Source organism: Streptomyces sp. BR1, from assembly GCF_052373795.1.
Taxonomy (GTDB): domain Bacteria; phylum Actinomycetota; class Actinomycetes; order Streptomycetales; family Streptomycetaceae; genus Streptomyces.
The window spans coordinates 7113568-7138488 of the sequence record NZ_CM126252.1 but is presented as its reverse complement, the minus strand read 5'-3'; the positions used below and the strand labels follow the sequence as shown (position 1 = coordinate 7138488).

General features: G+C 68.9%; 25 protein-coding genes. 13 read left to right on the top strand and 12 right to left on the bottom strand.

Annotated features, from left to right (window positions below; translation table 11 throughout):
• Positions 1–45 precede the first annotated feature (45 nt).
• Positions 46–1500, top strand: a complete 1455-nt coding sequence (locus ACT1U9_RS31535; protein WP_444536034.1) for a coproporphyrinogen-III oxidase family protein — start codon at positions 46–48, stop codon at positions 1498–1500.
• Positions 1490–2251, top strand: coding sequence for a 3-oxoacyl-ACP reductase FabG (gene fabG / locus ACT1U9_RS31530; RefSeq protein ID WP_444536033.1), 762 nt, complete (start codon positions 1490–1492; stop codon positions 2249–2251). Before ACT1U9_RS31535 ends, fabG begins: the two co-directional genes overlap by 11 nt.
• Positions 2252–2293: 42 nt before the next feature.
• On the opposite strand, the gene ACT1U9_RS31525 is transcribed toward fabG, so the two are convergent.
• A complete protein-coding gene (locus ACT1U9_RS31525; protein WP_444536032.1) occupies positions 2294–3190 on the bottom strand; it encodes an acyl-CoA thioesterase in 897 nt (298 codons plus the stop codon).
• 236 nt (positions 3191–3426) lie between these two features.
• On the opposite strand from ACT1U9_RS31525, the gene ACT1U9_RS31520 reads away from it, so the two are divergent.
• On the top strand, positions 3427–5640 hold the full coding sequence (locus ACT1U9_RS31520; RefSeq protein WP_444536031.1) for an MMPL family transporter: 2214 nt from the start codon (positions 3427–3429) through the stop codon (positions 5638–5640).
• Between the two features lie 141 nt (positions 5641–5781).
• Here ACT1U9_RS31520 and ACT1U9_RS31515 read toward each other — a convergent pair whose 3' ends face one another.
• Positions 5782–5961, bottom strand: a complete 180-nt coding sequence (locus tag ACT1U9_RS31515; protein WP_444536030.1) for a hypothetical protein — start codon at positions 5959–5961, stop codon at positions 5782–5784.
• A 211-nt stretch (positions 5962–6172) separates the two neighbouring features.
• Between ACT1U9_RS31515 and ACT1U9_RS31510 the strand changes: the two genes are divergently transcribed.
• Positions 6173–6358 (top strand): DUF1059 domain-containing protein, encoded by a 186-nt coding sequence (locus tag ACT1U9_RS31510; protein WP_444536029.1) that lies wholly within the window; start codon positions 6173–6175, stop codon positions 6356–6358.
• Positions 6359–6381: 23 nt separating this feature from the next.
• On the opposite strand, the gene ACT1U9_RS31505 is transcribed toward ACT1U9_RS31510, so the two are convergent.
• Both ACT1U9_RS31505 and ACT1U9_RS31500 read right to left on the bottom strand, forming a co-directional pair.
• Positions 6382–6696, bottom strand: coding sequence for a hypothetical protein (locus ACT1U9_RS31505; protein WP_444536028.1), 315 nt, complete (start codon positions 6694–6696; stop codon positions 6382–6384).
• 23 nt (positions 6697–6719) lie between these two features.
• The gene (locus tag ACT1U9_RS31500) at positions 6720–7367 is read right to left on the bottom strand and encodes a hypothetical protein (RefSeq protein ID WP_444536027.1); all 648 of its coding nucleotides are present in this window, start codon (positions 7365–7367) and stop codon (positions 6720–6722) included.
• A gap of 254 nt (positions 7368–7621) precedes the next feature.
• Here ACT1U9_RS31500 and ACT1U9_RS31495 point away from each other — a divergent pair, with 254 nt between their 5' ends.
• The 3 genes from ACT1U9_RS31495 (at position 7622) to ACT1U9_RS31485 (ending at position 8781) form a co-directional block, all read left to right on the top strand.
• Positions 7622–7837, top strand: a complete 216-nt coding sequence (locus ACT1U9_RS31495; RefSeq protein ID WP_444536026.1) for a hypothetical protein — start codon at positions 7622–7624, stop codon at positions 7835–7837.
• A 20-nt stretch (positions 7838–7857) separates the two neighbouring features.
• Positions 7858–8331 carry a hypothetical protein gene (locus tag ACT1U9_RS31490; RefSeq protein ID WP_444536025.1) on the top strand — a complete coding sequence of 158 codons (474 nt, stop codon included), beginning with the start codon at positions 7858–7860 and terminating at the stop codon, positions 8329–8331.
• Positions 8332–8397: 66 nt separating this feature from the next.
• Positions 8398–8781 (top strand): hypothetical protein, encoded by a 384-nt coding sequence (locus ACT1U9_RS31485; protein ID WP_444536024.1) that lies wholly within the window; start codon positions 8398–8400, stop codon positions 8779–8781.
• A 51-nt stretch (positions 8782–8832) separates the two neighbouring features.
• Here the strand turns inward: ACT1U9_RS31485 and ACT1U9_RS31480 are convergent, their stop codons facing one another.
• Both ACT1U9_RS31480 and ACT1U9_RS31475 read right to left on the bottom strand, forming a co-directional pair.
• Positions 8833–9258 (bottom strand): hypothetical protein, encoded by a 426-nt coding sequence (locus ACT1U9_RS31480; protein WP_444536023.1) that lies wholly within the window; start codon positions 9256–9258, stop codon positions 8833–8835.
• Positions 9259–9336: 78 nt separating this feature from the next.
• Positions 9337–9801 (bottom strand): flavodoxin family protein, encoded by a 465-nt coding sequence (locus tag ACT1U9_RS31475; protein ID WP_444536022.1) that lies wholly within the window; start codon positions 9799–9801, stop codon positions 9337–9339.
• A 204-nt stretch (positions 9802–10005) separates the two neighbouring features.
• On the opposite strand from ACT1U9_RS31475, the gene ACT1U9_RS31470 reads away from it, so the two are divergent.
• Both ACT1U9_RS31470 and ACT1U9_RS31465 read left to right on the top strand, forming a co-directional pair.
• Entirely contained in the window at positions 10006–10395 is a 390-nt protein-coding gene (locus ACT1U9_RS31470; protein ID WP_444536021.1) for a MerR family transcriptional regulator, read from the top strand.
• Positions 10396–10611: 216 nt separating this feature from the next.
• Complete coding sequence (locus ACT1U9_RS31465) at positions 10612–12108, top strand: IMP dehydrogenase (RefSeq protein ID WP_444536020.1); 1497 nt, start codon at positions 10612–10614, stop codon at positions 12106–12108.
• A 1180-nt stretch (positions 12109–13288) separates the two neighbouring features.
• On the opposite strand, the gene ACT1U9_RS31460 is transcribed toward ACT1U9_RS31465, so the two are convergent.
• Positions 13289–14254 carry an NAD(P)H-dependent flavin oxidoreductase gene (locus ACT1U9_RS31460; protein ID WP_444536019.1) on the bottom strand — a complete coding sequence of 322 codons (966 nt, stop codon included), beginning with the start codon at positions 14252–14254 and terminating at the stop codon, positions 13289–13291.
• A 65-nt stretch (positions 14255–14319) separates the two neighbouring features.
• Here ACT1U9_RS31460 and ACT1U9_RS31455 point away from each other — a divergent pair, with 65 nt between their 5' ends.
• Positions 14320–14622: a putative quinol monooxygenase gene (locus ACT1U9_RS31455; RefSeq protein ID WP_444536018.1), complete on the top strand. Its 303-nt coding sequence runs from the start codon at positions 14320–14322 to the stop codon at positions 14620–14622.
• A gap of 68 nt (positions 14623–14690) precedes the next feature.
• On the opposite strand, the gene ACT1U9_RS31450 is transcribed toward ACT1U9_RS31455, so the two are convergent.
• The 5 genes from ACT1U9_RS31450 to ACT1U9_RS31430 form a co-directional block, all read right to left on the bottom strand.
• Positions 14691–15554, bottom strand: a complete 864-nt coding sequence (locus ACT1U9_RS31450; RefSeq protein WP_444536017.1) for a geranyl diphosphate 2-C-methyltransferase — start codon at positions 15552–15554, stop codon at positions 14691–14693.
• Between the two features lie 81 nt (positions 15555–15635).
• Positions 15636–16829: a family 2 encapsulin nanocompartment cargo protein terpene cyclase gene (locus tag ACT1U9_RS31445; protein WP_444536016.1), complete on the bottom strand. Its 1194-nt coding sequence runs from the start codon at positions 16827–16829 to the stop codon at positions 15636–15638.
• 52 nt (positions 16830–16881) lie between these two features.
• Positions 16882–18300: a family 2B encapsulin nanocompartment shell protein gene (locus ACT1U9_RS31440; protein WP_444536015.1), complete on the bottom strand. Its 1419-nt coding sequence runs from the start codon at positions 18298–18300 to the stop codon at positions 16882–16884.
• A 512-nt stretch (positions 18301–18812) separates the two neighbouring features.
• The gene (locus ACT1U9_RS31435) at positions 18813–20414 is read right to left on the bottom strand and encodes an MFS transporter (RefSeq protein ID WP_444536014.1); all 1602 of its coding nucleotides are present in this window, start codon (positions 20412–20414) and stop codon (positions 18813–18815) included.
• 338 nt (positions 20415–20752) lie between these two features.
• On the bottom strand, positions 20753–21271 hold the full coding sequence (locus tag ACT1U9_RS31430; RefSeq protein WP_444536013.1) for a MarR family winged helix-turn-helix transcriptional regulator: 519 nt from the start codon (positions 21269–21271) through the stop codon (positions 20753–20755).
• A 1068-nt stretch (positions 21272–22339) separates the two neighbouring features.
• Here ACT1U9_RS31430 and ACT1U9_RS31425 point away from each other — a divergent pair.
• The 3 genes from ACT1U9_RS31425 (at position 22340) to ACT1U9_RS31415 (ending at position 24914) form a co-directional block, all read left to right on the top strand.
• Entirely contained in the window at positions 22340–23356 is a 1017-nt protein-coding gene (locus ACT1U9_RS31425) for a beta-ketoacyl-ACP synthase III (protein ID WP_444536012.1), read from the top strand.
• 71 nt (positions 23357–23427) lie between these two features.
• Positions 23428–23664, top strand: a complete 237-nt coding sequence (locus ACT1U9_RS31420) for an acyl carrier protein (RefSeq protein WP_444536011.1) — start codon at positions 23428–23430, stop codon at positions 23662–23664.
• Entirely contained in the window at positions 23664–24914 is a 1251-nt protein-coding gene (locus tag ACT1U9_RS31415; protein ID WP_444536010.1) for a beta-ketoacyl-[acyl-carrier-protein] synthase family protein, read from the top strand. Before ACT1U9_RS31420 ends, ACT1U9_RS31415 begins: the two co-directional genes overlap by 1 nt.
• Positions 24915–24921 lie beyond the last annotated feature (7 nt).

Genomic DNA, 24921 nt, shown 5'->3' with positions numbered 1-24921 from the left:
CCGTACCACCCGGCAGATCCCACCCAGAGGGGAAGTGCCCGACCCGTGTTAAGCCCTGACTTCGTCAACAGCTACCTCGACAACCACCTCGGTGAGCGCCAGGTCAACAAGATCCAGCACGGCTTTCCGTCACCGCGGTACTGGAACGAGCTGTCCGTACCGCTCGAAGAGCTCGGCGAGGACCGCCGCCGACTGCGCGAACTGCACGGAAAGTCCGCGGTGTTCCTCTACATCGGTGTGCCGTACTGCATCAAGACCGAACCCGGCAAATGCGGTTACTGCCTGTTCCCCGTCGAGGAGTTCCAGGGCAACGCCGCCCTGGAGAACTACTACGGCTACGTGGAACGCGAAGCCGAGATGTACCGGGAGCAGATGGAGGGCTCCGTCCTCGCCGGGGCGTACTTCGGCGGGGGCACCTCGAACCTCTACAAGGCGCCCGTATACCACCGGATCATGGACATGGTGCGCAGCCTCTTCCCCGAGATCTCGGAAGAGGCGGACCTCACCCTGGAGGGCATTCCCCAGCTCTTCACCCGGGAGAAGATGGAGGCGATCAGCGACTCCGGGATGAACCGGATCAGCATGGGCGTCCAGCAGATCAACGAACGCCTCAACAGCCTCAGCGGGCGCAAACAGACCACCAAGCACGTCATCCAGAGCCTGGAGTGGGCCCGCGAACTCGGTCTGTCCGCCAACGTCGACCTCATCTTCGGCTGGCCCCAGCAGACCGTCGACACCCTGCTTGAGGACCTGGAGACCCTGGTCTCCTGGGACGTCTACGACATCACCCACTACGAGCTGAACGTCGGCGGCCCGACCGACTTCGCGCTCAACCGCTACCACGAACTGCCCAGCACCCTGGCCAACTTGGAGCTGTACCGGGCGGGGCGGGACTTCCTGCTGGAGCGCGGCTACCGGCAACTGTCCACGTACAACTTCCGCCGCCCCGGCGACCCCACCGCCCGGGACTTCCGCGAGGGCTACACCACCCGCTTCGACCATCTCGACACCCTCGGGCTCGGCTACGCGGCGATCACTTTCTTCGGCAACCCCGCGCTCGCGCCGGGCCGTTCCTGGTCGTTCATCAACCACCGCAGCCTGCCGCAGTACAAGGCAGCCGTCGACAACGGGCGGTTCCCGGTCGAGCGGGGCTTTCGGCACACCCCCGACGACTGGTTGCTGATGGTGCTCTTCCGCAGCCTCATCAGCACGGAGATCAGCCGGACCGACTACCTCGCCGCCCTGGGCCTCGACATCTACGAGAAGTTCGCCACCGTGTGGGACGCCCTGGCCGAGCGGGGCTACGCGGAGATCACCCCGGAGCGGATCAAGCTGGTCGGCGACGGCGCGTTCTACGCTCCCATGTTCTCCGCCCTGATCGCCGAGGAGCGCTACCGCGAGCTGCGCGAGGAGGCCGCGCAGCACCGCAAGGAGTCGCGCCGGTCCGCCGCCGCGACAGGGGCGGATCTGCCGATGCCCGGTGTGGGCCATGGCGGATGACCTCCCCCTGGCGGGGCGCGGCTGCATCGTCACCGGTGGCTCGCGGGGCATCGGCGCCGCGGTGGTACGGCTGGCCTTGGCACAGGGCGCCGACGTCGTCTTCGGCTACCACAGCGAAGAGGAACGGGCCCGCGCCCTCGCCGACGAGCTGCGCTCCGCCCACCCCGACCAGCACTGCGTCCCCCTGCGCGTACAGGTCGCGGACACCACGCAGGCCGAAGGGTTCGCCACCACGGCCCTGGACCGGCTGGGCCGGCTCGACGTCCTGGTCAACAACGCCGGTGTCACCCGTGACGCCGTGTTCGCCCGGATGGGCCCGCAGCAGTGGCACGACGTCATCGCCACCAACCTCGACAGCATGTACACCATCACCAAGCCCCTGCTGATGCCGCTGGTCAAACAGCGCAGCGGCGCCATCATCAACATCTCCTCGTCGTCCGGGCTGCACGGAATCCCCGGCCAGACGGCGTACTCGGCCGCCAAGGCCGGGGTCATCGGCTTCACCAAGGCGCTGGCCAAGGAGATCGGTGCCCGGGGCGTCACCGTCAACGCGGTCGCCCCCGGCCTGATCGATACGGACATGACGGCGGCCATACCGCAGGACAAGGCCGAGTTCCTCAAGTCCCTGATCCCCGGGCAGGCGTTCGGCTCCCCGGAGGACGTGGCACACCTGGTGTGCTTCCTCGCCTCCGACCGGGCGCGCTACATCACCGGGCAGGCCATCGAGGTGTCCGGCGGCCTGGTGGTGTAGTCGTACGGGTGGTGTGCGCGGGCGTGCGGCGGCGTGGAATCCTCAACCGACGCCGCCGTGACCGCTGTTCACCCGGATCACGCCCTCCTGGGCCAGGGTCGCCACCAGAGCCCCGTCCCGGGTGAAGACCCGGCCCAGGACCAGCCCTCGCCCGCCGTGGGCCACCGGGGTCTCCAAGGCGCAGAGCAGCCAGTCGTCCGCACGGAAGGAACGATGGATCCATACGGTGTAGTCGACGCTCCGGCCGGTGGCGTTCAGCCACGAGACCCCGTGCCGGACCAGCACCGTATCCAGCATGGTGACATCGCAGACGTACACCAACAGGCAGTCGTGGAGCAGGCGTTCGCGGTCGCCACTCGCCTGGGTCGGCAGTTCACCCCTGATGCGCACCCACACCTGCGTCCGGGGCGACACCAGCGACGGATCCTTCTCCACGTTGAAACTCAGCGGCCCAACGCAACGCAGCTCATACGGCATACCGAGGGGCTCGACGCCCGTGCCGAACGCCTTGGCCAGCTGTTCCTCATACGTCGGCAGACCCTCCGGGTCCGGCACGGGCGGCATCGGATCCTGATGGTCGAGGCCCGGCTCTGGGCGGTGGAAGGAGGCCGTCAGGGAGAACACCTCCCGGCCGCGCTGCGTCGTGCGGACCCGCCGGGTGGCGAACGAGGCGCTGTCCCGGACCCGTTCGACCTGGTGGTCGAACGGCACGGCCGGCATGGCGGGCCGCACGAAGAAACCGTGCACCGAGTGCGCGGACAGCTCGCCGGACACCGTGCGCCCGGCCGCGGCCATCGCCTGGGCGGCCAAGTGCCCTCCGTACACCGGGGAGGTCTGCTCCAGGGGAGGGCGCCCGACGAAGCGGTCCTCGTCCCCGTCCGGGGCGGCGCCGAGATCGAGCAGGCCGAGCAGGTCCAGCGGCGTACGTTCCTGGTCCATGGAGCCCACTTCACCTCGGCGGCACCGAACGGGAGCCAGTATCTCCATCGCGACCCCGGACCTCAACCGAACCGCCGGAAGGAGCAGCCGAGTTGACGCCCACAGGGCAAGGTCCGATGCGTTGCCTCGACACCACGTACGAGCAACCATCACCGTGAGCACGACAGCTCCGTACGACCGCAGGCCCACCGCGCTTCGCCCAGGCACCGCGACCGCTCGACCGGGGAGGACCCGTCATGTCCGACCGCTTCAGCGCGACGCTGTACCGGCGGCGCGCCGCTGTGCTGTGGGTGAGCGCGCTCGTCGTCGTCCTGGCCGCGGTCGGCGGTCTGGGTGTGGAACACCGGCTGGTCCACGGCGGGTTCTCCGATCCCCACTCGGAGTCGGCCCGCGCCGAGCGACTGGTGGGCGAGCACTTCCCCTCCGCAGGCGACGACCTCGTACTGCTGCTGCACGGCACAACTCCGGTCGACTCTCCGGCGATGACCTCCCTCGGCACCGCGCTGACCCGGCGCGTCGCGCAGAGCAGGGGGGTGCGGGCGGCCACCTCGTACTGGACAGCGGGACGCGCGCCCTCACTGCGCTCCCGCGACGGCTCCATCGGGCTCATCTCGCTCTCCCTGCGCGGTGACGAGGACGAACGGGCGAAGACCGCCGAGCGGCTGGTGCCGGACGTCCGGCGGCACGCGCCGAGGCTGACGGTCATGGCGGCCGGACCCGCGCAGGTGCAGTCGGAGGTCGGCAAGCGCACCGCGCACGACCTGCTGCTCGCCGAAGCGATCGCCATGCCGATCACTCTTGTGCTGCTCCTGCTGGTCTTCGGCAGCGCGGTGGCCGCCGCCCTGCCGCTGGTCATCGCGCTGCTGTCGGTCCTGGTGACCCGGGCCGTCCTGAACGCGCTGGCCGGCATCGTGCCGATCTCGGTGTACTCGATGAACTCCACCACCGCGCTCGGCCTCGGCCTCGGTATCGACTACAGCCTGTTCATCCTCGCCCGTTTCCGCGAGGAGCTGCACGGTGGCGCCACAGTGCGGGAGGCGCTGGGTCCTACGGTGCGCAAGGCCGGGCGGACGGTCGCGTTCTCGGGGTTGACGGTGGCCCTGTCCCTGGTCGCCCTGCTGGTCTTCCCGCAGTTCTTCCTGCGGTCCTTCGCCTACGGCGGCATCACGGTGGTGCTCTCGGCGGCGGCGGGGGCGGTCTTCGTGCTGCCCGCGCTGCTGGCCGTCCTTGGCCACCGGGTCAACCGCTACGACGTGTTCGCGCGCCTGCGCGGCCCGATGCGGGTGGGTGCCTCCGCGACCGCGCCCGAGGACGGCCGCTGGTACCGCTTCGCGATGGCGGTGATGCGCCGTCCGGTGCTCTGCGGAGGCGGCGCGGTGCTGGTGCTGGCCGTCCTCGCCTCCCCGTTCGTACGGCTCTCCCCCGGCCTGTTCGACGACCGCTCGCTGCCCTCCGCATCCCAGGTGCACCGCGCGACCCAGCTGCTGCGCGACCGGTTCGACGCCGATGCGCTGGGCACGGTCCCGGTGGTGGTGGAGGGTGTGGGGCGCGACCGCCCCCAGACTCTGGAGCCCTACGCCCGCGCACTGTCCGCCGTACGCGACGTACGTCAGGTGACCGCGGCGACCGGCACGTATGCCGCCGGGCGCCAGGTCCAGGGGCCGGGACCGGCCGGTGCCGCGCTGGTGGACGCGGACAGCACCCTGCTCCTGGTGGTCTCCTCCGTGGAGCAGGACTCGTCCGCAGGCACCCGACTGGTCGGTGGAATCCGCAAGGTGACGCCACCCGACGGGGGCGTGGTATCGGTGGGCGGCCGGGCCGCCGAGATCAAGGACAGCACCTCGGCCATCGCCCGGGCCACTCCGAAGGCGATCGGCATCGTGGTGGGTTTCTCCCTGGTGCTGCTGTTCCTGTTCACCGGGAGCGTGCTGATGCCGGTGAAGGCACTGGCCCTCAACACCCTCAGCCTCAGTGCGACGTTCGGGGCGATGGTGTACGTATTCCAGGAGGGCCACCTGTCGTTCCTGGTCGGCAGCCCGCTCCCCACCGACACCCTGGATGCGACCATCCCGATTCTGACCTTCTGCGTGGCCTTCGGCCTCTCCATGGACTACGAGGTGTTCCTGCTCTCCCGCATCCGCGAACGCTATCTGCGCACCGGTGACAACACGGAGTCGGTGGCCTTCGGCCTCCAGCACACCGGCCGCATCATCACGGCCGCGGCGGTCCTGGTCGCCGCGGTGCTGTTCGTCTTCGCCGTCTCCGGGGTGACACTGCTGAAGCTGCTCGGCGTGGGCCTGGCACTGGCGGTGGTACTGGACGCGACACTGGTCCGCGCCGTCCTCGTACCGTCCTTCATGCGCCTGGCAGGCCGAGCCAACTGGTGGGCCCCCGGGCCACTGCGCCGCCTGCATGACCGTGTGGGGCTGCGGGAGGATGCCGAGGGGTGAGGTGTGCGGGGTGCCGGGGTGCGCCACGATCCCGATCCCCGCAGATGGCCGGGCCGGGTTCACCGCGCCGGGGCGGCTGCGCATGCGAGAGCCGGAGCGCCCGCACGGAAGGGGGCGCCCCGGCTCTCGCGGGCAGCGGCGTCAGTTGTGGCCGGCGTCGCTCTCGCGCATCATGCGCTCGGCTTCCTCGCGCTGCGCCTCGGCCTGCCGCCGGGCGTCCCCGGGGTCGCCGGAGATCTGCTCCCTGGCCTGCTGGGCCTTCGCCCTGGCCTCTTCGGCCGCCTGCTGCGCCTTGTCCCGGTTCTTGTCAGCCTTGCCCATGGAGATTCACTCCTGATGCGGGTGTGGGGATGGGGGTGGAACCCCTTCACCGTGACACGACCCCTCACCCACCGCACGCTCGACGGTCACGCACCGTAACTCCAGCCATCAGGCGACAGGCAGCCGGCGATCACCCGACGTATCCAGGTCGCCGGGGGTGTGCAGCGGTGAGATCCTGAAACAGGGACTTGTCACCCCCGAGGAGGCACTCATGCGTAAGGTTGCCGACTGCCGGGACTACCCCAGCGAATCCAACTGCAGTCTGACGATTTCCGGCGAGGAAGAGGAAGTCGTCCGGGCGGCCGCCGAGCACGCCGCATCCGTGCACGGCCACACGGACAGCCCCGAACTGCGCCAAGAAGTACGGAAGATGCTGAAGGACGAGGTGGCCGCCTAGACAGATCACTCCCGCGTATCCGCCTACTTGTGGACCGCCGCCCCGTCCACCGACGCCCGCAGGACCCGTACGAACTCGGCCGGCTCCGGCCAGTCTTCGTGGGCCGGGCGGCGCTGAGCCAGACCGGGCTCGTCTCCCCTGGCCAGCAGCTTCCGGCACTCCTCGCACAGATAGCAGCGCCCGGGCAGTGCGAAAGCGGCCTGCGGGCCGGGGGCGGTGAGCCGGTAGCTCCACACCGCCTCCGCCCGTCCGCACACCAGGCACGACTGGTCGTCCCAGGTGACTCCGGGCTGCGGACGGTCCGCGTCAGGACGGTACGAGCCGTGGTGTTCGCTCATGTGGGGCCCCACAGAAGAAGGATTCAGCCATCCGTGCCGGTCACGGGGGCCGGCTTCCAGGTGCCGGAGTAGTTACGGACGTCCCAGCCCCGGTATTTCACGGTCACGACCGGAGCGTACCCGGGCCAACTGATGTGGTACCCGACCATGGGGAACTTGATCCGGGTGGACTCGTTCACACCGAAGCTGCGGTTCAGGTCGTATGCATACGTGCCCCTGGACGCGTAGACGGGGGCTTCGGAGTGGTGGCCGTCGGCCGTAGCGTCCTTGGTCTCGCACGTCCAGTCCGTGTCATGGGGGACGTTGACCCCGCAGTAGTAGTCGTAGCTGAACGAATACGGGTCGCCCGTCCAGTACTGGGTGAACAGGCCCACCGCCCAGCGGCGCGAAGACCCGCCGAACAGGGTCTCCTTCAACTGGATGCGGACCAACGCCTCCACGTCGCACCGGCCGTTGACGCAGCGGTCCAGCTTCGCCACTCCCATGTCGGACCGGTAGTGGTAGTCGTCGATCTTGCTGTTGCCCTGGAGGGAGTAGCCGCGCGGCGTGTCCGTACGGGGTTCCATGACCCGGCCATTGGTGGTGACACTCCCGTCCGCCGCCGCCCGCGCCGCCTCGCTCCACGTCGAGCCGTTTCGTGCCGGCGTGGTGGTGACCTGCCCGGTGTCCACCCGGGTGACGACCGCCGAGCCGTCACCGAAGCCCTGGGGGATCGCGCAGGGGTAGGTGAGGTGCCCGTGGTTCCGCGGCGCATCCTCGCATGGTTGCGCAGGTATGGAAACGTACGTACGAGAACTCGGGCGCCGCGTTCCACTTCAGGCACACCCTGACGGAAAAACTACGTCGTAAAACGGCTTCCACGGACGGGAGTTGGTCCATACGGTCGCCTTCGGCAGTTGTTACGACAACGTCAAGGAGGAACAGCATGCACAGCAACCTTCGGGCGGCGGCCGCAACGGCGGCGCTTGTCACCGGGCTCCTCGCGGCCGGCGGCGCCGCCTCGGCGGCCGAACGCATCGACTCGCAGCACCTGGCCGCACACCTCCAAAAGGCGGTCGCCGCCGAGCAGGAGAGCGGCGCGACGACGACGGGCGGGCCCATCCTGGGCGTGTTCACGAGCCCCGACGCCACGCACTCCTGACCGGGACGGAGGTGTGCACCGTGGACAACCCCGGTGAAGTCCAGGTCAATTGGTGCCCCAGCGGGGATGCCGAGCGTCCGGAATCCGTCGTCCTGGGGGTCAGATCCGGGGAGAACGGCCAGGTCGTCTATCTGGCCGAGCCGGTACCGGCGTCGGAGATCCTCCCCACCATCCCCGACGGCATCGCACCCAACCGGGTACTCCGCTTCGCCTCGCACTGCGTGTCCGACTGCGCGAACCGGGACGGCGACGCCTGCGGCCTGATCGAGCGCATACGTACCGTGCCGACGCCGAACACCCCGGCAGCCGTCCCCCGGTGCCACCTCCGCCCACACTGCAAGTGGTGGACCCAGGCAGGAGTGGAAGCCTGCCACCGCTGCCCCGCCCTGGCCACCCTCAACTCCCCCGACGACGCACTCGCCACGCTCGTCGCGGATCCATCCACCACCGTGGAGCAACTGGAGAACTGGATCGCTGCGGCCGAGCACAGGTGATCATTGGAGTTGCGGCCGCTTGCTCCGCCGACTGATCCTGTGTCCTCACACAACGCGGAGGATTCGATGGGGCTCGTACTGTTCCCAGGAGACGGCAACAACGACAGCCCGGACATCTCCTGGTCCTACACCGGTTTCGGAATGTTCCGGAAGTGGCTGGCTCAGACCGAGGGCTTCACCCTGCACGAGATGCGCGGCTTCGGCGGACAGCGCCCCTGGAGCGAAGCCACCACCACGCTGACACCGCTACTCGACCACCCCGACGACGCAGGTGAACTCACACCGGCGCAATGCGCCGCGATCCTGCCCCGGATCAGGGAAATTGCCGAGCAGCAGCCGTACGAGGACCACCTCGATCCCGTCCAGCAGCGCCGCATCGACGACGTCCGCCAGTTGCTCGTCGTCCTGCGGCTCTGTATCGACAAGGACGTCGACCTCCTCTTCGGCTAGTCCAGACGCAACATTGCCCACCCATGCCGACCACAGGTTGCAGCATGACACTCAGCGACGTGTTCTGAGCCCGAGGTCGCGCTTGAACAGCTCGATCACTTCGTAGCGACGGCGATCTACCTCGGCCACCCCCGTCTCCTCGGCGCTGGCACCGGCAGCGATCGCCGAATGCGCCTCGATGACGGATTCCGCCAGTGCCCGAGCCGGCCCTGACACATCCCGGCCGGCCAGAACCTCGATTTCAGCCGTAGCGGCGTGGAGGCGGCCGTCCTCCGAACGGTCCCGCTGCCCAGATACCGCCTGCGCATAGCTGGCGCTGATCGACCGCAGATACTCGGCATAGGCGTCGCGCTTGGTGACACTGAGCGAGTCCTCCCGCTGCCACCTGCGGTTACGCGATGCCTGCAACCACTGAAGTGCGCCACCGACCAAGACCCCGAGCAGAGTTCCGACCACACCCACGACCACGGAGCCCATTTCCAGCCTCCTCACACACCGTCGACTCAAAGACAGTTGCGGCCAGCGGCCTCCCTCGATTGTCCAACGTTCGCGCACCTACGAGTTCCGATCCCGCAGCCCTTCGGCAAACCTGCGCGCCGCCTCCAGATCGGTGGCATCGGGCCGGCCCTTCCTGATCCCGCCGACGGGCTTGAACGGAAGCCAGGTGTCCCACGCGCGGCATGTGAAGGTGTCGACCACGTCGAAGCCCTTCTGCCCGAGGAGCCCCGCGAGGGGACCGGTGAAGGGAAGCAACCGCACTTCGGGAAGCCCGCTGGTGGCGAACACGAACGCCCTGCCCCGTTCCTCCTTCGGAAGCGACTGGACGAACTCGCGCAGCCGTGGATGGAAGGCCATCGAGAAGATCCCCGACCCGAATCCCACAAGGTCGCAGGCGGCGAGCTCCGCCATATCGACCTGCTCAGGGGCGACCACAGGGGCCTCCAGGACGTTGCCCATGACGTCGGCGATCCTCTTCGTGTTGCCGTGCGACACGGAAACACACACGATCATGGCCTTCATGACGATGCTCCTCTCACTGCGGACGCGTAGGGGACACCGCACGATCCCCGACCGTGACACCGAACGACTGTGGCCTCCGTCACGTAACTGCCCTGGTAGACCACGGCGGCGATGTCCTCGGTCTCGCCATAGCATCGCGTCGACATGGTAGAAGTTGACATCAGCGTCAAGTTCAAGTCGTCATGGCGTCATGCGAGGTGCGGAATGCGGATCGGTGAGTTGGCCCGGCGCAGCGGTGTGAGCGAGCGTTCCCTGCGCTACTACGAGACACAGGAACTGCTGCGCGCCGAGCGCACCCCCGGTGGCCACCGGGACTACGGCGACTGGGCGGTCGACCGCGTCGTACGCATCCAGACGCTGTACGCCGCAGGCCTGAACAGCAAGAAGATCGCCCAACTGCTGCCCTGCATGAGGGATGCAGACGGCCGCCCGAACGAGATCGCCACCCCGGAGCTGGTCGACGAGCTCACCGCGGAGCGCGACCGCATCAACCGCCTGATCACCGATCTGGTCCGCTCCCGCGACGTCCTGGACGAAGTGATCGATACGGCGTCGGAGAGCGCGAGCACTGACGTCACGTCACTCACGCGTTGACGCTGACGATCACGATTCGTACAGCTGGCGGGTTGACCTATAAGGTGCCAGGTCACGACCGCACCCCGTTCGATCCACGGGCCGGTCAGGGCTCTGCCGCAGTCGGTGGCAACTCCACGGCTGCTGTGCCGGTCTCTGCCTGCCCACGCTCTGCGTATACGGGGGCGGTCCGCACGGCGGGGCAGCCGGCCCCGGCCGACGGGTCAGGAGGAACGAGTGGCACAGATCATCGCCGAGGTCTCGCGGACGTTCAACGAGTTTCTGCTCTTGCCGAACCGGACTCGAACCGACTGCTCGGCTGCGACCGTTGACCTGCGCACGCCCCTGGTGCGGCACATCCGGGGCGAGGCGCCGGCGATCGAGCTGCAGTCCCCGTTCACGTCCGCGATCATGCAGGCCGTCAGCACGCCGGAACTCGCGATCGCGCTCGCCCGCAACGGCGGTCTGAGCTTCCTGCACCACAACCAGTCGATCCGGGACCAGGTCGCGGCGGTCCGCCAGGTGAAGAACTTCAAGGCGGGATTCGTCACCAGCGACACCAACGTCCGTCCCGACGACAGCCTGGGCGTCCTGGTCGACGTCATGCGCCGCACCGGTCACAGCACCGCCGCGGTCACCCACGACGGGACCGCCACCGGCCGTCTGCTCGGCCTGGTGACCTCCCGGGACTTCCACCCCCAGCGCCATGACCTGGACGGACCGGTCAGTGGCCGGATGACCGCGGTCGCCGAACTGGCCCATGCCGGGCCCGACATCACACTGTCCGAGGCCAACGCGCGGCTGTGGGACGAACGACTGGACTGCCTCCCGGTGCTGGACTCCGAGGGTCGTCTTCAGCATCTGGTGTTCCGTTCCGACTACACGGACAACAAACGCTTCCCGAACCAGATCGTGGACACCGCCAAGCGTCTGCGGGTGGGCGCGGGTATCAACACCCACGACTACGAGGAGCGCGTCCCGGCCCTCCTTGAGGCCGGCGCGGACGCGCTGTGCTTCGATTCGTCCGACGGCTACAGCGACTGGCAGGCACAGGCTCTGACCTGGGTGAAGAAGCACTATCCGGAGATCCCGGTCGGCGGCGGCAACGTGGTCGACGGCGAAGCGTTCACCTTCCTCGCCGAGGCGGGCGCGGACTTCGTCAAGGTCGGGGTCGGCGGCGGCTCCATCTGCATCACCCGGGACCAGAAGGGCATCGGCCGCGGCCAGGCCAGCGCCGTCCTGGACGTCGCGGCAGCGCGGGACGCCTTCTTGGAACGCACCGGCGAGTACGTGCCGATCTGCTCCGACGGCGGCCTTGTGCACGACTACCACGTGGCCCTGGCGCTGGCGATGGGAGCCGACTTCGTCATGATGGGGCGTTACTTCGCCCGCTTCGACCAGGCGGCCGGCGCGAAGCTGCCCACCCGTGACGGCTTCGTGAAGGAGTACTGGGGTGAGGGCTCGAACCGGGCCCGCAACTGGCAGCGCTACGGCCAGGGCGGTCAGGGGCTGCTCTTCGAGGAAGGGGTTGACGGCTACGTCCCCTACGCCGGCGACCTCAACGAAGGCCTCGCCCTGACCGTCGCCAAGCTCAGGACCACGATGGTCTCCTGCGGCTCCAACACACTGCCGGAGTTCCAGTCCACGGCCCGGCTGACCCTCGTCTCGGACCAGAGCTTCCAGGAAAGCCACGCCAACGTCACCCTCCGGGACACCCCGACGACGGCCTCCTGACGAGCCGCCGGGTAGGGGCATGGGCTCGTACAGGTGAGTACGAGCCCATGCAGAGGTGAGTACCCCTGCCCATACCCCGACGGTGTCCCCCGCATGAGGATCTTGTAGAGCCTCCAGCGGAAGGAACACCGTGAACCCCAGCAGCTACGCGGCAGGAGGCGACCGACCGCCTCCAGGGCCGCTACGCCCAGGACATCGCCGACTTCGACGAGGTGCACCAGCAGATCCTGGGCATGGCCGACATGCTGTCCGACGGCATCATCGAGCAGTTCCCCAACCAGTTCCGCTGATCCGTCAGCAACGGCCGCCGGTCGCACCGGCTTGTTCAGCGGTGCACCGGCAGCGGCCCACTCTCACTCCCGGCAAGCGGCTTACCGGGTACGGCTGCCGGTTGCCGGGGGTTCGGCGGCATGGGCCTTGTCGCCGAACCCCAGAAGGAGATCAGGGCCTGCGCGGTATCGACGGGGTTCTCCACGTTGGGAGAGTGCGCGCTGCCGGTGATGACGGTATGGCGGGCACCTAGGCGGTCGGCCATTGCGTGTTGCCAGGGAACGGGCCACGCATAGTCCTCTTGTCCGCAGACAACCATCATCGGCAGGGGCACCGCGGCGAGTTCGTTCACCCGGTCCGGTCTGAACACCAGGATAGCCACGCGGAGTTGGCATGAGCCGCCCTCGCGACATATGAGCCACCCTGTGAGCCCTGCCCCGACCTCGGCCGCCCCTGGTCCCCTGTCGAAAGGGTCGGCGATGCGAACCGCTCAGCAGGCCGGACGGACACCGTGGAAGGTCGTGGAAAGGGGATGCTCGAATGACAGGAATCCACCGTGTACGCAACAGCGTCACGGAAAGCCGGAACAAGCATTCCGCTCGCTCCCGAGGCCGGTCGGCGCACGGATCCGAGCTGCTGACCGCTCTGCTCTGCGCCTACGTCCCCGTGGTGCAGGAGTTACCTTTCCTGCCCCAACGGGTGGCCGACATCCTGGCCCTGTTCGGCGTACTGCTCATGCTTCTCCCCTGCGGAACCGACCGCTTGCCCGGCGGGAGTGGGCAGGCCGCTCGTCGGGCGCCCCGGCTCCGGCAGCGTCGCCCTCGGGTGAGGCGCGGTTCTCCTGGCCGGGTGGGACGCCGACCTCGCGCAGTACGAGGACGTGCGGGCTCAGTCCGGGCTGGCAGCCGCGTCAGCGGCGTCCCGCGCGGGTCAACGCGGCCTCGGCCTGGGCGGCCATCGTGGCGACGAGATCGGTCGCCGAGGGGACGTCGTTGATGAGGTCGACGGCCTCGCCCGCCCAGACCGGCCGCGGGGGGATCGCGCCGCGTGCCACGTCGTCCTGGTAGTCCTGGAGGGCTTGGGGGTCGGCGGCGAGTTCGGCCTCCCGGCCGCGCCAGCGGTCGAGATACGGGTGGCCGAGGGTACGGGCGTGGTACTTCGACGGCCAGCGCGAGCCGCGCGCGATGTCCAACACCCTGCTGAGCTCGGTGTCCTGCCCCCGCCCCGCCACGATCGCTTTGGTGGTGGAGGGATCCACCAGGGCCTCGGTGGTGGCCTGGAAGCGGGTGCCGATGAGCGCTCCGGCAGCGCCCAGCACCAGAGCCGCCGCCACACCGCGTCCATCGGCGATGCCGCCCGCCGCCAGTACCGGCACCGGAGCCACGAGATCCACCACCGCGGGCACGAACGGCAACGTGGACCGACCGCGCGCGGCTCCGTGCCCGCCGCTCTCGGTTCCCTGCGCCACGATCACATCGGCCCCCAGGTCCGCGGCCTGCCTGGCCTCCTCCAGATCCGTGACCTGGAGGATCAGCAGAGCCCCGGCCCGGCGGACATGCTCCGCGTACGGGCTCGGGTCACCGAAGGACAGCATCACCGCCCTGGGACCGTAACTCAGCGCCAACTCCACGGCGCCGAGATCGATCCCCCAGGTCAGGAAGCCGACACCCCACGGCCTACCGGTGTCCGCGACGATCGGGACCTCGCGTGCCAGCCACTCCGGATCCCCGTTCCCACTGCCCAGAATCCCGAACCCGCCACCACGGCAGACAGCTGCGGCCAACGCACCACCGGCCGAACCACCCATCGGCGCAAGCACGATCGGGTACCGCACGCCGAACATCTCCGTGAACGCCGTCGACAGCACCCTCGCCACCCCATCGTCATTCAGTAGGTGAGACGCCCCGACCCGCGGACAACCCGCCGACTAGGGTCCCCACCATGTCGCAGCCGATCCAGCTCATCATCCTCATCACCACCCTGCCCGGCCAGGGCGCGGAACAGATCAGCGCCTTCGAAAACCTCGCACCCCTCGTACGTATGGAAGAGGGATGCCTCCAGTACGACCTCCACCAGGTCGCGGACGAGCCCGACCGCTTCGTCCTGATCGAACGGTGGGCCTCCCCGGGGGCTCTCGCCGCCCACGACGCCGCCCCGCACATGATCGCCGCCGACGCGGCGAACAAGGCCTTCCGCGCGAAGCCGGCCGAGGTCATCCGCCTCGTCGCCGGCCCCGTCGCCTGACCGTCGGCCGTATACGCCCGCGCCCCCGCCAAGAGGCGGGGGCGACCTGAGCGTTACGGACGACGATGTCAGACGCGGTCGGCCGCGATGAGGAGGTAGTGGAAGCTGCCCTCGCGGTACGCGGTCAGGAACGGGTCCTCGACGCCGGTGGCAAGGGAGGACTGGGCGCGCAGCTCCCAGTACGGGATCGTGGCGGCCGTCAGGTCGACGACGTTCATGGGGACGAGACCGTTGGCGGCCATGGCCTTGAAGTAGGCGCTGCGCGGGTGGATGTTACACGTGTAGTGCTCGTCGATCCGGCTGACCGCCTTCGAGCGGCCACCGGTCACGTCGTTGTAGCAACCGGTGATGACGACGTAACGACCGCCGAAGGCCAGCTGGCGCGCGTGCTCGGAGAACAGCTCGAACAGGTCCACGTACATGGTGGACTCGTTGTTCCAGATGCCCTGGAAGGCACCGGTCGGGAAGCCGGTGTCCAGCATGTTGCGGAAGTGGTAGCGCACCTTGTCGTCCACACCGCGCTTGCGGGCCTCGCCGTTGGCGAAGTCGACCTGGGACTGGGAGATGGACACACCGTCGACCTGGCAGCCGAAGCGCGCGTTGGCCATGATGCTGGAGCCGCCCCGGCCGCAGCCGGCGTCGAGGAGGCGGTGCTCGGGGGCGATGGGGCCGAGGTGGTCGAGCAGGACGTCCGCCTGCGCGGACTCCAGCCGGTGCAGTTCCTCGATGATGCGTGCGTCGCGGGTCTCCTGCGGGCCTTCCAGCACGGACGGGTCGTAGTCACCGATGCCGTAGTGGTGGTGGTAGAGGCCGTCGACGTCGCCCAGGCTCAGGTTGACCGGGTCCTTCTCGTTGTTCCAGTACTCGGCGACGGACTTCTGGTAGGCCGTGCGCAGCACCGGTGCCGTGGAGGAGGTGGGCGTGGTCGTCATATGGGGGCTCCTTGCTGCATGCGGGGATGACCGCGTCGGTGATGACAAAAACAACGTCTGTGATGAGACCGGAAGGCGGGCTCAGGCTTCGTTGTAGCGCAGGCTGCCGCTGTGCCATTCGCGGTTGCCGCCGAGCCAGGCCCAAACCCCCGCGAGGAAACGGCACAGTTGAGGCGATCCGGCGACGGCGAGAGCCGCGGCCTCGGTCTCGAAGGTGCGCACGAGCTTGTCATGGATCGCCACGCTCCGCTCGACCGCCTCGCGCGGTGAGCACCGCTCCTCCTCGGCGATCACGGTGGGCAGGTTGAACTCCACGCCCGAGGAGTCGTGTTCCTTGGCCATCGAGTACAGGTCGTTGACGAGCGTGCTGGCCGTGGCGGCCATCGTCACGGCCCGGCGGACCCGTTGGTCGCCGTACTCCGAGGCCGTCAGCGGCTGGCCACCGACCACGTCGACGAGTGCGATGCACGGGAGGAAGCTGTTGATCTGACGGTGTGCCAGATATTCGCGGACGGTGGGCATATACCCACGCGAGCGCCAGGAGCCCTCCTGCCCGTACCCCACGAACAGCACGGAGACCTCATGGCGAAGCCTTGCCACCTGGGAGGGGTCCGCATACCTGGCCAGGTCCCGCAGTCCCGAGCGCAGGGCGACCCGTACGGGGTCGTCCTTCATGTCCTGCTCCCACGCGGACGCGTAACTGCCCGGCAGGTGGGCCGGGTCGAGCGCCGCGTAGGCGAGACCGAGGTGCGAGCCGAGGAGTTCGGGCCGCGATCCCATCGTCTCGTCGTCGCAGTAGTAGTCGTCGGTGGCCCACTCGGCCAGCGCGCACTTGGCGGCGGCGAGGAGCCGGTCCGGGTCGTCGCTGTCGGGGTGGGCCAGCATCATGAGACGCCCGAAGTCGGCCGCGCGTACCCGGTCGAGGCGTCCGGCGTAGAGCCCGATCTCCTCGGCCCAGTCCACCAACCGGTCGTTGACCACCTGGCCGAGCGCCCGGTCGTCCCGTATCGCGGGCGGACAGTACAGCTCGGGGACACCGCCGCCGCGCTCCGCCGGGGCGTCGTCGGCCGGTTTGCGGGCCGCGATACGGGCCGCGGACGTGCCAAGCCCCGTCGGCCCGGTGGGCACGAGGGTGCCCACCGGCCGGAAGGCGGATCCCGGCAGCGCCTGCGGGGCCGGAGGACGGATGCCCTGGCTCTGGGTGAGGAGCGTGGCGACGAGTCGCGCCACCGGGTGACGAGCCGCGGGCGCGGTCATCCGGGACAGCTGTGACACCGGTTCTTCTCTCCGTTCGCGCCGTTGACGTCAGGTGGGAGTGCGGCCGACGTCAGGACGGGCTGTGGAAGACCTCGACGTTCTCCAGAACGCCGAGCGCGTCGGGCACGAGAACGGCCGCCGAGTAGTAGGTGCTGACCAGATAGGAGATCAGGGCCTGGTCGTTGATGCCCATGAACCGCACGTTGAGGCCGGGCTCGTACTCGTCGGGGATACCCGTCTGCCGCAGGCCGACCACGCCTTCCTCGGCCTCGCCCAGCCGCATCGCCAGGATGGCGGAGGTTCCCTCGTCCGAGACGGGTATCTTGCCGCAGGGCAGGATCGGTACGCCGCGCCAGGCGGGCACCGGGTGGCCGTTCATGTCGGCGGTGTCGAACGACAGGCCCCGCTTGTTGCACTCGCGGCCGAAGGCGGAGATGGCGCGGGGGTGCGCGAAGAACGCCTTGGTGCCGCGCCGCATACTCAGCAGCTCGTCCATGTCGTCCGGGGTGGGCGGACCGGAGTGGGTGGAGATGCGCTGGCTGTAGTCGGCGTTGTGCAGCAGCCCGAACTCGGGGTTGTTCACCAGCTCGGATTCCTGGCGTTCGCGCAGGGCCTCGATGGTCAGCCGCAGTTGCTGCTCGATCTGGTCCATCGGGTCGTTGTAGAGGTCGGCGACCCGGCTGTGCACGCGCAGGATCGTCTGGGCCACGCTCAACTCGTACTCGCGCGGGTCGAGTTCGTAGTCGACGAAGGTCCCGGGGATCACCGGCTCACCGGTGTGGCCGGACGCGAGGGCGATGTTCGCCTCGCCCCTCTTGTTCTGGGGCCGCGTCTTCTCGTCCTGGCGCCGCCGGACGTGGTCGCGCAACCCGTCGTGGCGGTCGGCCACTTCCTCGTACGCGGCGCGCGGCAGGGCCAGCACCGTGCACGCCGTCATCGCGCGCGCCGTGAAGTCCCACTCCCCCGGCTCCTCGGCCACCGCCTGTCCGCCGAAGAAACCACCGTCGGACAGCACACCGCGGCGGGTCTCCTCGCCGTAGCTTCCGGTGCCGATCTTCTCGACCTTGCCGTGCACGATCAGGTAGACGTGGTCGACGGCTCCGCCCTGCTCGGCGATCAGCTGGCCGGGTCCGTACTGCTGCTGACGGCACCGGTCGGCGAGCGCCCGCAGCACCCGGTCGTCCTCGAACCCCCGCAGCAGCGGCAGTTCACCCAGCTCAGCCGGTACGACCCGGACCGCGCTGCCCTCCTGGACGAAGGTGACCCGGCCGTCGCCGACCTCGTACACCAGGCGCCGGTTGACCCGGTACGCGCCGCCCTTCACCTCCACCCAGGGCAGCATGCGCGTCAGCCACCGCGAGCTGATGCCCTGCATCTGCGGGACGCTCTTGGTGGTGGTCGACAGGTTCCGCGCGGCGGCGACACCCAGGCTGAGCTGTGCCCGGCCGGCCGGCTCCTCAAGCTCCTGCCCGTACGCTGCAGTCGACATCCTGGTCCCTCCCATTGGGGCGCATGCGTCAAGAAGGAGCCCCCGGAGTTACCCGATCGGGTGACAAGAGGCTCCTGGGGCGCAAGTGAACCAGCGGGTAATGATGTTGGTCGAGATGGCTGACGACGTATCGATGTGTTTGCGCCACCGACGCGACGTATGCGGCATAGCCCGTTGCATCGCGCCGTCCCGAAATGGGGCGGCCATGGCGCCGGTTATGCCCAATTTTCTGACACTTTGATCAAGCCGTTGCGGGTGTGGCACGAGGACGGAGATGGGCGCGCGCCCTGTCGGCGAGGTGGCCGATAATGGACGACCTAGATCCGTTTCCGCCCTCCCGGGCGCGTGCCCGTCAGCCGCCTTCAGGTTGCTGACCTGCGGCCACTTGGGCAAGCGCCCAGTTCACGAAGGTGAGCCGTCCCGGTGGCGCGGGGGATCGAAACCACCGGGACGGCGACTGAGGGGAGGCCGGGGCCGTCGGGCCGCGGCGTCCGCGAAAGGCGGGGCGCGCGTCAGGCGCTTGCGCCCACCGTGGCGTCCGGCCGCACCTCGCCGTCCTCGTCGACATCCGGCGGGATCGTCGACAGCGCGCTGGCGTGCAGGTCCTTCGTGCGCAGCATGACGAAGCCGATGAGCGCGGCGGTGAACCCGAGGATCGCGCTCAGGGTCATGGCGTTGTGGAAGGCGCTCATGAACGCGTCCTGGCCACTGGCCAGTACCTGGTCGTGCAGTTGGCCCGCGCCCTTGGCGACGGCGTCGACGGATCCGGCGCTGATGCCCCGGGCTGCCTGCTCCGCGGCGTCGGGCCCTAGTTGCTGGCCCACCGCCGAGGAGGTGAACTCACTGGACACACGGTGCTGGAAGAACGCGCCCACTCCCGCGATGCCGACCGCGATGCCGACCTGCTGGAAGGTCTCGTTGATGCCGGAGGCGACGCCGGACTTGGCCGGTTCGGTGACGCCGATGGCCAGGGCCGCCCGGGCCGGGTTGAAGGCGCCCATGCCGAAGCCCGCGATGGCCAGGGCGGGGATGAGCACGGTCCAGGACGAGTCGGCCTTCGTCATGTTCAGGAACAGAATGCCGCTGCCCATGACCAGAGTCGCGCCGCCGAGCAGCACACGGAAGGGGACCTTGCCGATGAGGCCGCCGCCGAGGGCGCCGGCCACGAACATCGCGCCCGTCAGGGGCAGGAAGCGCAGGCCCGTGCCCCAGGCGTCCACATGCAGGATGTTTTCGAGGTAGCTGGTCTCGAAGAAGACCGACGGCAGGGCTCCGGCGTTGCCGATCATGGCGACGAGGGAGATACCGATGAAGGTGGGGTTGCGGAAGAACGCCGGGTCGATCATGGCGCGTTCGCCGAGACGTCGCTCGATGACCACGAACAGGGTCAGGAACATCGCGCTGAGCACATAGAGAATGACCGTGGTGGCACTGGCCCAACCCTGCTCGGGCGCCCTGATGACGGCGAAGACCAGTGCGGCGAGTGCGACGCTGAAGGTGACGAGGCCGGCCCAATCGGTGGGGTGGGCCCGTTTGTTGAGCGATTCGCGGACACGCAGGGCGCTGATGGCGATGGCGATGACGCCGACCGGCACGTTGATGTAGAAGATCCAGCGCCAGGACAGGGCGTTGATCAGCGAGCCGCCGATGAGCGGACCGACGGCGACGGCGAGACCGACCGCGGCACCGAAGGCGGTGAACGCGGTCGCGCGCTCCTTGCCGTGGAACTCATGGCTGAGCATGGCCGGGCCGACCGCGAACATGATGGCGGCGCCGATGCCCTGGATGGCACGGAAGGCGCTCAGCGCTCCGGCGCCACCGGCCAGGCCGCAGGCTAAGGAAGCGGCGGTGAAGATGGCGAAGCCCACCTGGAAGATCTTCTTGCGGCCGATCCGGTCGGCCAGCGAGCCCGCCGCCACCAGGAAGATCGCAAGCGTGAGCGCGTAGGCGTCGAACACCCACTGCAGGTCGGAGAAGCTGCTGCCCAGGGACTGGTGGATCTGCGGCAGCGCGATCGACACCACGCTCAGGTCGAGCATCAGCATGAACGTGCCCAGCGCAACGATCCCGAGTGTCCACCACCTCGTGGGCGATGGCGCGCGTTCTGAGGACATGCGAGAACTCCCCAATCAATAGGACCTATCGATGATGGGAATCTAGATGATTGGAAAGTAGGCGGTCAATAGGCCTCGCTGGTCGATGGCGCCTGCGGTCACACAGGTGCAGGTGGGGTGCGGGTGTGCACGGTTCGTTACGTTGAGTAACCGTCATGGGGTGCGCGAAAGCGGCGCACGAAGGCGCGGGCGGGGCGGACATCGACGGCTCAGATGTCCACCCCGTGTACTACATGGACAGCGCGAAGACAGTGATGTCGGTCCGCGCGGCGGCCCGGTCGGGTCGCGCCGCGAGCGGATCGGCGGGAACAGTGGCTCGTAGAGCGAACCGCGACTTCTCAGTCGGAACAGACGGACGCGGGCCAGCGGCCCGCCAGCATCTTGCGGAGCATCTCGCGCAGCGCCTGGTTCTCACTTTCGGCGAGCTCACCGAAGAACGCAGACTCGACCTCGGTCACCACCTTGTCCGCCGCCGCCAGCACTTCACGGCCGGACTCGGTGAGGATGAGGTTGTAGCGCCGACGGTCGGCCGGGTTGCGCCTGCGCTCGACGTGCTTGTTGCGCTCCATCTCGTCGATCACCGCCACGACCGTGGTCGGGTCGAGGTTGAGCAATCGGCTCAGGTCCTGCTGGGAGAGTTCGGGGCCGCCCGCGAGGGTGGCCAGCACGAAGTAATAGCGAGTACGCAGACCGATCTCGCCCAGCGCCGCCTCCGCGTCCTCCACCAGCAGCAACGCCGCCTTGTGGAGCAGGTATCCAGGACGCTCGGCGATGAGGAAGTCCTTCCGGAGCTGCAGCTGCACCTCTTCTCCCTCGGTGTTGCCACTGCGCACCATGAGCTGGCTCCCCTCAATCATCGTAATCTCCACTATCGAAGATAACAACGTTCCACCGGAAGGGAACAGCGCCCCGGCCTGTGGCGATCAGCGCAGCCGGTGCCGCCCTCCGCAGTCACATCTCCGCCCCCTGCTGCGACCGCTCGGCGTGACGCGGCCGGCGGTCCGGCTCGTGCAGCCCGGACGCATCCCTGCGTTGCCCCGGGCAACTGGAATTAACGTCTCCGTAATTTCAGGCCACCGTGCGCACGCCTTCACACGGGCGAGTCGAACCGAAATTCAGTTGCCCGAACGAGAAAGGTGAAGCATTGATTCACACAAAGCCGCCGAGGTCATCCCCGAGATCACGAATAGCGGAATACGGACATCCACCAAAGGGGGCACATAAACATGTGATCGGCGTCACATGGTGGGGAGGTGTGCGCCTGCTACAGTCGCGCTATATCGGGCCACATCACCGCTCGCGGAAGTCGATTGGCGCTGCACGGAGAGGAATTCACGCATCCGCCAATCATGACCCGCGCGGCTAGTCGGCCCGCCAGCGGTAGGCCGGACCGGCGACCGCGCAACGGGGAGATCGGGCTCCCCGAGGAGCACGTCAGCAAGGAGTTCGCCGGCTCTCGGCCCACTCTTCGAGTTTTCGTCACGGGGGCGATTCAAATGATCGACTTTCCATTCGGCCATCGCCGCAGATAGCACTCGCGCCCGGAGGCACGCGGCCTGCGACCTCCCGGGCACCGTTCACACTGTGCCGCACGGTCCGCGCACGTAGCCGACCTGTGCCTTCTTCCTTCATCACGGTCGCATCGACCCCTCGTGGGATTGTCGTGCCGCGCGTGATTTCCGGTTGCCTATTCCTCCGCTGCCAGTAACCGCCGAACGGGGCCGACGCTGCCCTTTTCGCGATCTGGAATGGGAGTGCTCGGTGAAGAAATCGCCATGGGCGATCCTGCCGGGCGTCGACGCAGACGGCCGGGTCCGGCCGGATACGGCGCCGAAGGTCCCCCTGCGTGTCCACATCAACACCCCGGCCGATCCCCGCACGGGACGGACCGGAACCACTTACTCAAGCATTAGGGAACGGAACAGATGAAGGAATCCGCGCACCCTCCCGCACCCGTGCTGTGCGGCCTGGGCACCTGGCTCCCCCCGCACGTGGTCACCAACGACGATCTGAGCCAGGAGCTGGACACCTGCGACGAGTGGATCCGCAGCCGCACCGGCATCGGGCGCCGCCATGTGGTCCAGCCCGGTGTGGCGACCTCGAACCTGGCCGTGGAAGCGGGCCGACGGGCACTCAAGTCCGCCGGTATGGAAACCGTGGACGCGGTGATCGTCGCCACCACCACGCCCGACCGGCAGTGCCCTGCCACCGCACCGCTCGTCGCCTCAGAGCTGGGCCTGGGCACGGTCCCCGCGTTCGACGTCGGTGCCGTCTGCACCGGCTTCCTCTACGCGCTGGCCACCGCGGCCGGCTTCCTGGCGACCGGATCGGCCCGCACGGTCATGGTCATCGGAGCCGACACCTACTCCAGCATCCTCGACCCCACCGACCGCTCGACCCGCGCCATCTTCGGCGACGGCGCCGGAGCGGTCGTCCTGCGCCCCGGGCGTACCAACGAGCCGGGCGCCCTCGGTCGGGTGGAACTCGCCAGCGACGGCCGGGGCAGCGACCTGATCATGGTGCCCTCGGGCGGCTCCCGCGATCCGATCCGCGCGGAGACGGCCGACCGTGCCGACCCGTACTTCCGGATGGAGGGGAAGAAGGTCTTCCGCAACGCCGTGGAGCGGATGGCGGAGGCCTCCCTGGCCGTGGCCGAACGGTTCGGCTGGGGTGTCGACGACATCGATCTGCTCGTCGCCCACCAGGCCAACATCCGCATCATGCACGCGGTCGCCGACCGCCTCGCCCTACCGCGCTCGCGCTGCCACGTCCACCTCGACCGGGTCGGCAACACGGCGGCCGCCTCCATCCCGCTCGCCCTGGCCGACGCGGCGGTCGCGGGCAGCCTGCGCCCCGGCGACCGCGTGGTGACCACCGCGTTCGGCGGCGGCCTCACCTGGGGCGCCGCCGCCCTGCGCTGGCCGGACATCTGCCCGGCCTGAAATCCGTCGGCCCGCCCGCCTGCACCGGACCAGAAATGAACCATCCCGCCCCAGACATACGGAGTCATGCGATGAGCGATGTGTACGAGCGTTTCGTGGGCCTGCTGAGCGGCTTCGGCATCCAGGCCGACGAGGTGCGGCCCGACACCACCTTCACCCAGCTGGAGTTCGACTCCCTGGCCCTGGTCGAGATCACCCTCGCCGCGCAGCAGGAGTTCGACGTCGCCATCGACGACGACGAGTTGACCGCCGAGGACACCATGGCCCAGGTCGCCAACGTGATCGAGGCGAAGTTGGTGGGTGTCTGATGCCCGGCGTCGACTCCTTACGGTCAGCCCCGTTCGACGCCGCCGTCACCGGCATCGGCATGGTGACGGCGGGCGGTGTGGGCACTGCGGCAACCTGGGACCGCGTCTGTGAGGCCGCGGGCACCGCGGCGCGTGAAGTGCCGGGCCTTGCCGGGATGCCGGTCAGCTTCGGCTGCGTCGTCCCGGACTTCGACGCCGACGCGCTCGTCGGACGGCGCAAGGCGTGGCGACTGGACCGCAGCAACCAATTGGCCATCGCCGCCGCGACCGAAGCCGTGGCGGACTCGGGCCTCGATCCCGCGAGTTGGGACGGCGCCCGGGTCGGCGTGGTGCTGGGCTGCGGCCTCGGCGGCGCGGGGAGCTGGGAGAAGCAGTACGACGTGCTGCGCGACACCGGTCCGCTCAAGGTCTCGCCCACGCTCATCCCGATGCTGGTGCCCAACATGTCGGCCGGTTACGTGGCCATGGAGATCGGCGCGCGCGGGCCCAACCTGGTCACCTCCACGGCGTGCGCCTCGGGGAGCACGGCCGTGGGCATCGCCCGCGAACTGCTGCGCAGCGGCGCCTGCGACGTGGTGATCACCGGCGGTACGGAGTCGTGTGTGGTGCCCTCGATCTCCACCGGGTTCAGCCAGATGGGCGCGCTGTCCGAGCGCCGCGACGACACCGCGAGGGCGTCCCGGCCGTTCGACGCGGGGCGCGACGGTTTCGTACTCGGTGAGGGCGCGGCGGTGCTCGTCCTGGAGCGCCACGCGGACGCACAGGCACGCGGCGCCCGCGTGCGCGCCCGGGTCAGCGGCTACGGCGCCTCGGCGGACGCGTACAACGCCACCGCGCCCGATCCCGAGGGCACGGGCGCCGAACTGGCTTTGCGCGCGGCTCTCTTGGACGCCGGGCTTGCTCCCGGGGACATCGACCACGTCAATGCCCACGGCACCTCCACACCGCTGAACGACCGGATGGAGGGCCGGCTCATCCGGCGCGTCCTCGGCGACCGGCCGTCCGTCACCTCGGTGAAGGGCGTGCTCGGTCACTCGCTGGGCGCGGCGGGAGCAATCGAGGCGGCGGTGACGGTGCTCGCCATGGAGCAATCCTTCGTACCGCCGACCGCCAACCTGGACAGCCCGGACCCGGAGATCGACCTCGATGTGGTGGCCGGGGCCGGACGAGAAGGCGAGGTACGAGCCGCCGTCAGCAACTCCTTCGGTTTCGGCGGGCAGAACGCAGTGCTGCTGTTCACCGCGGCGTGAGCCGCGG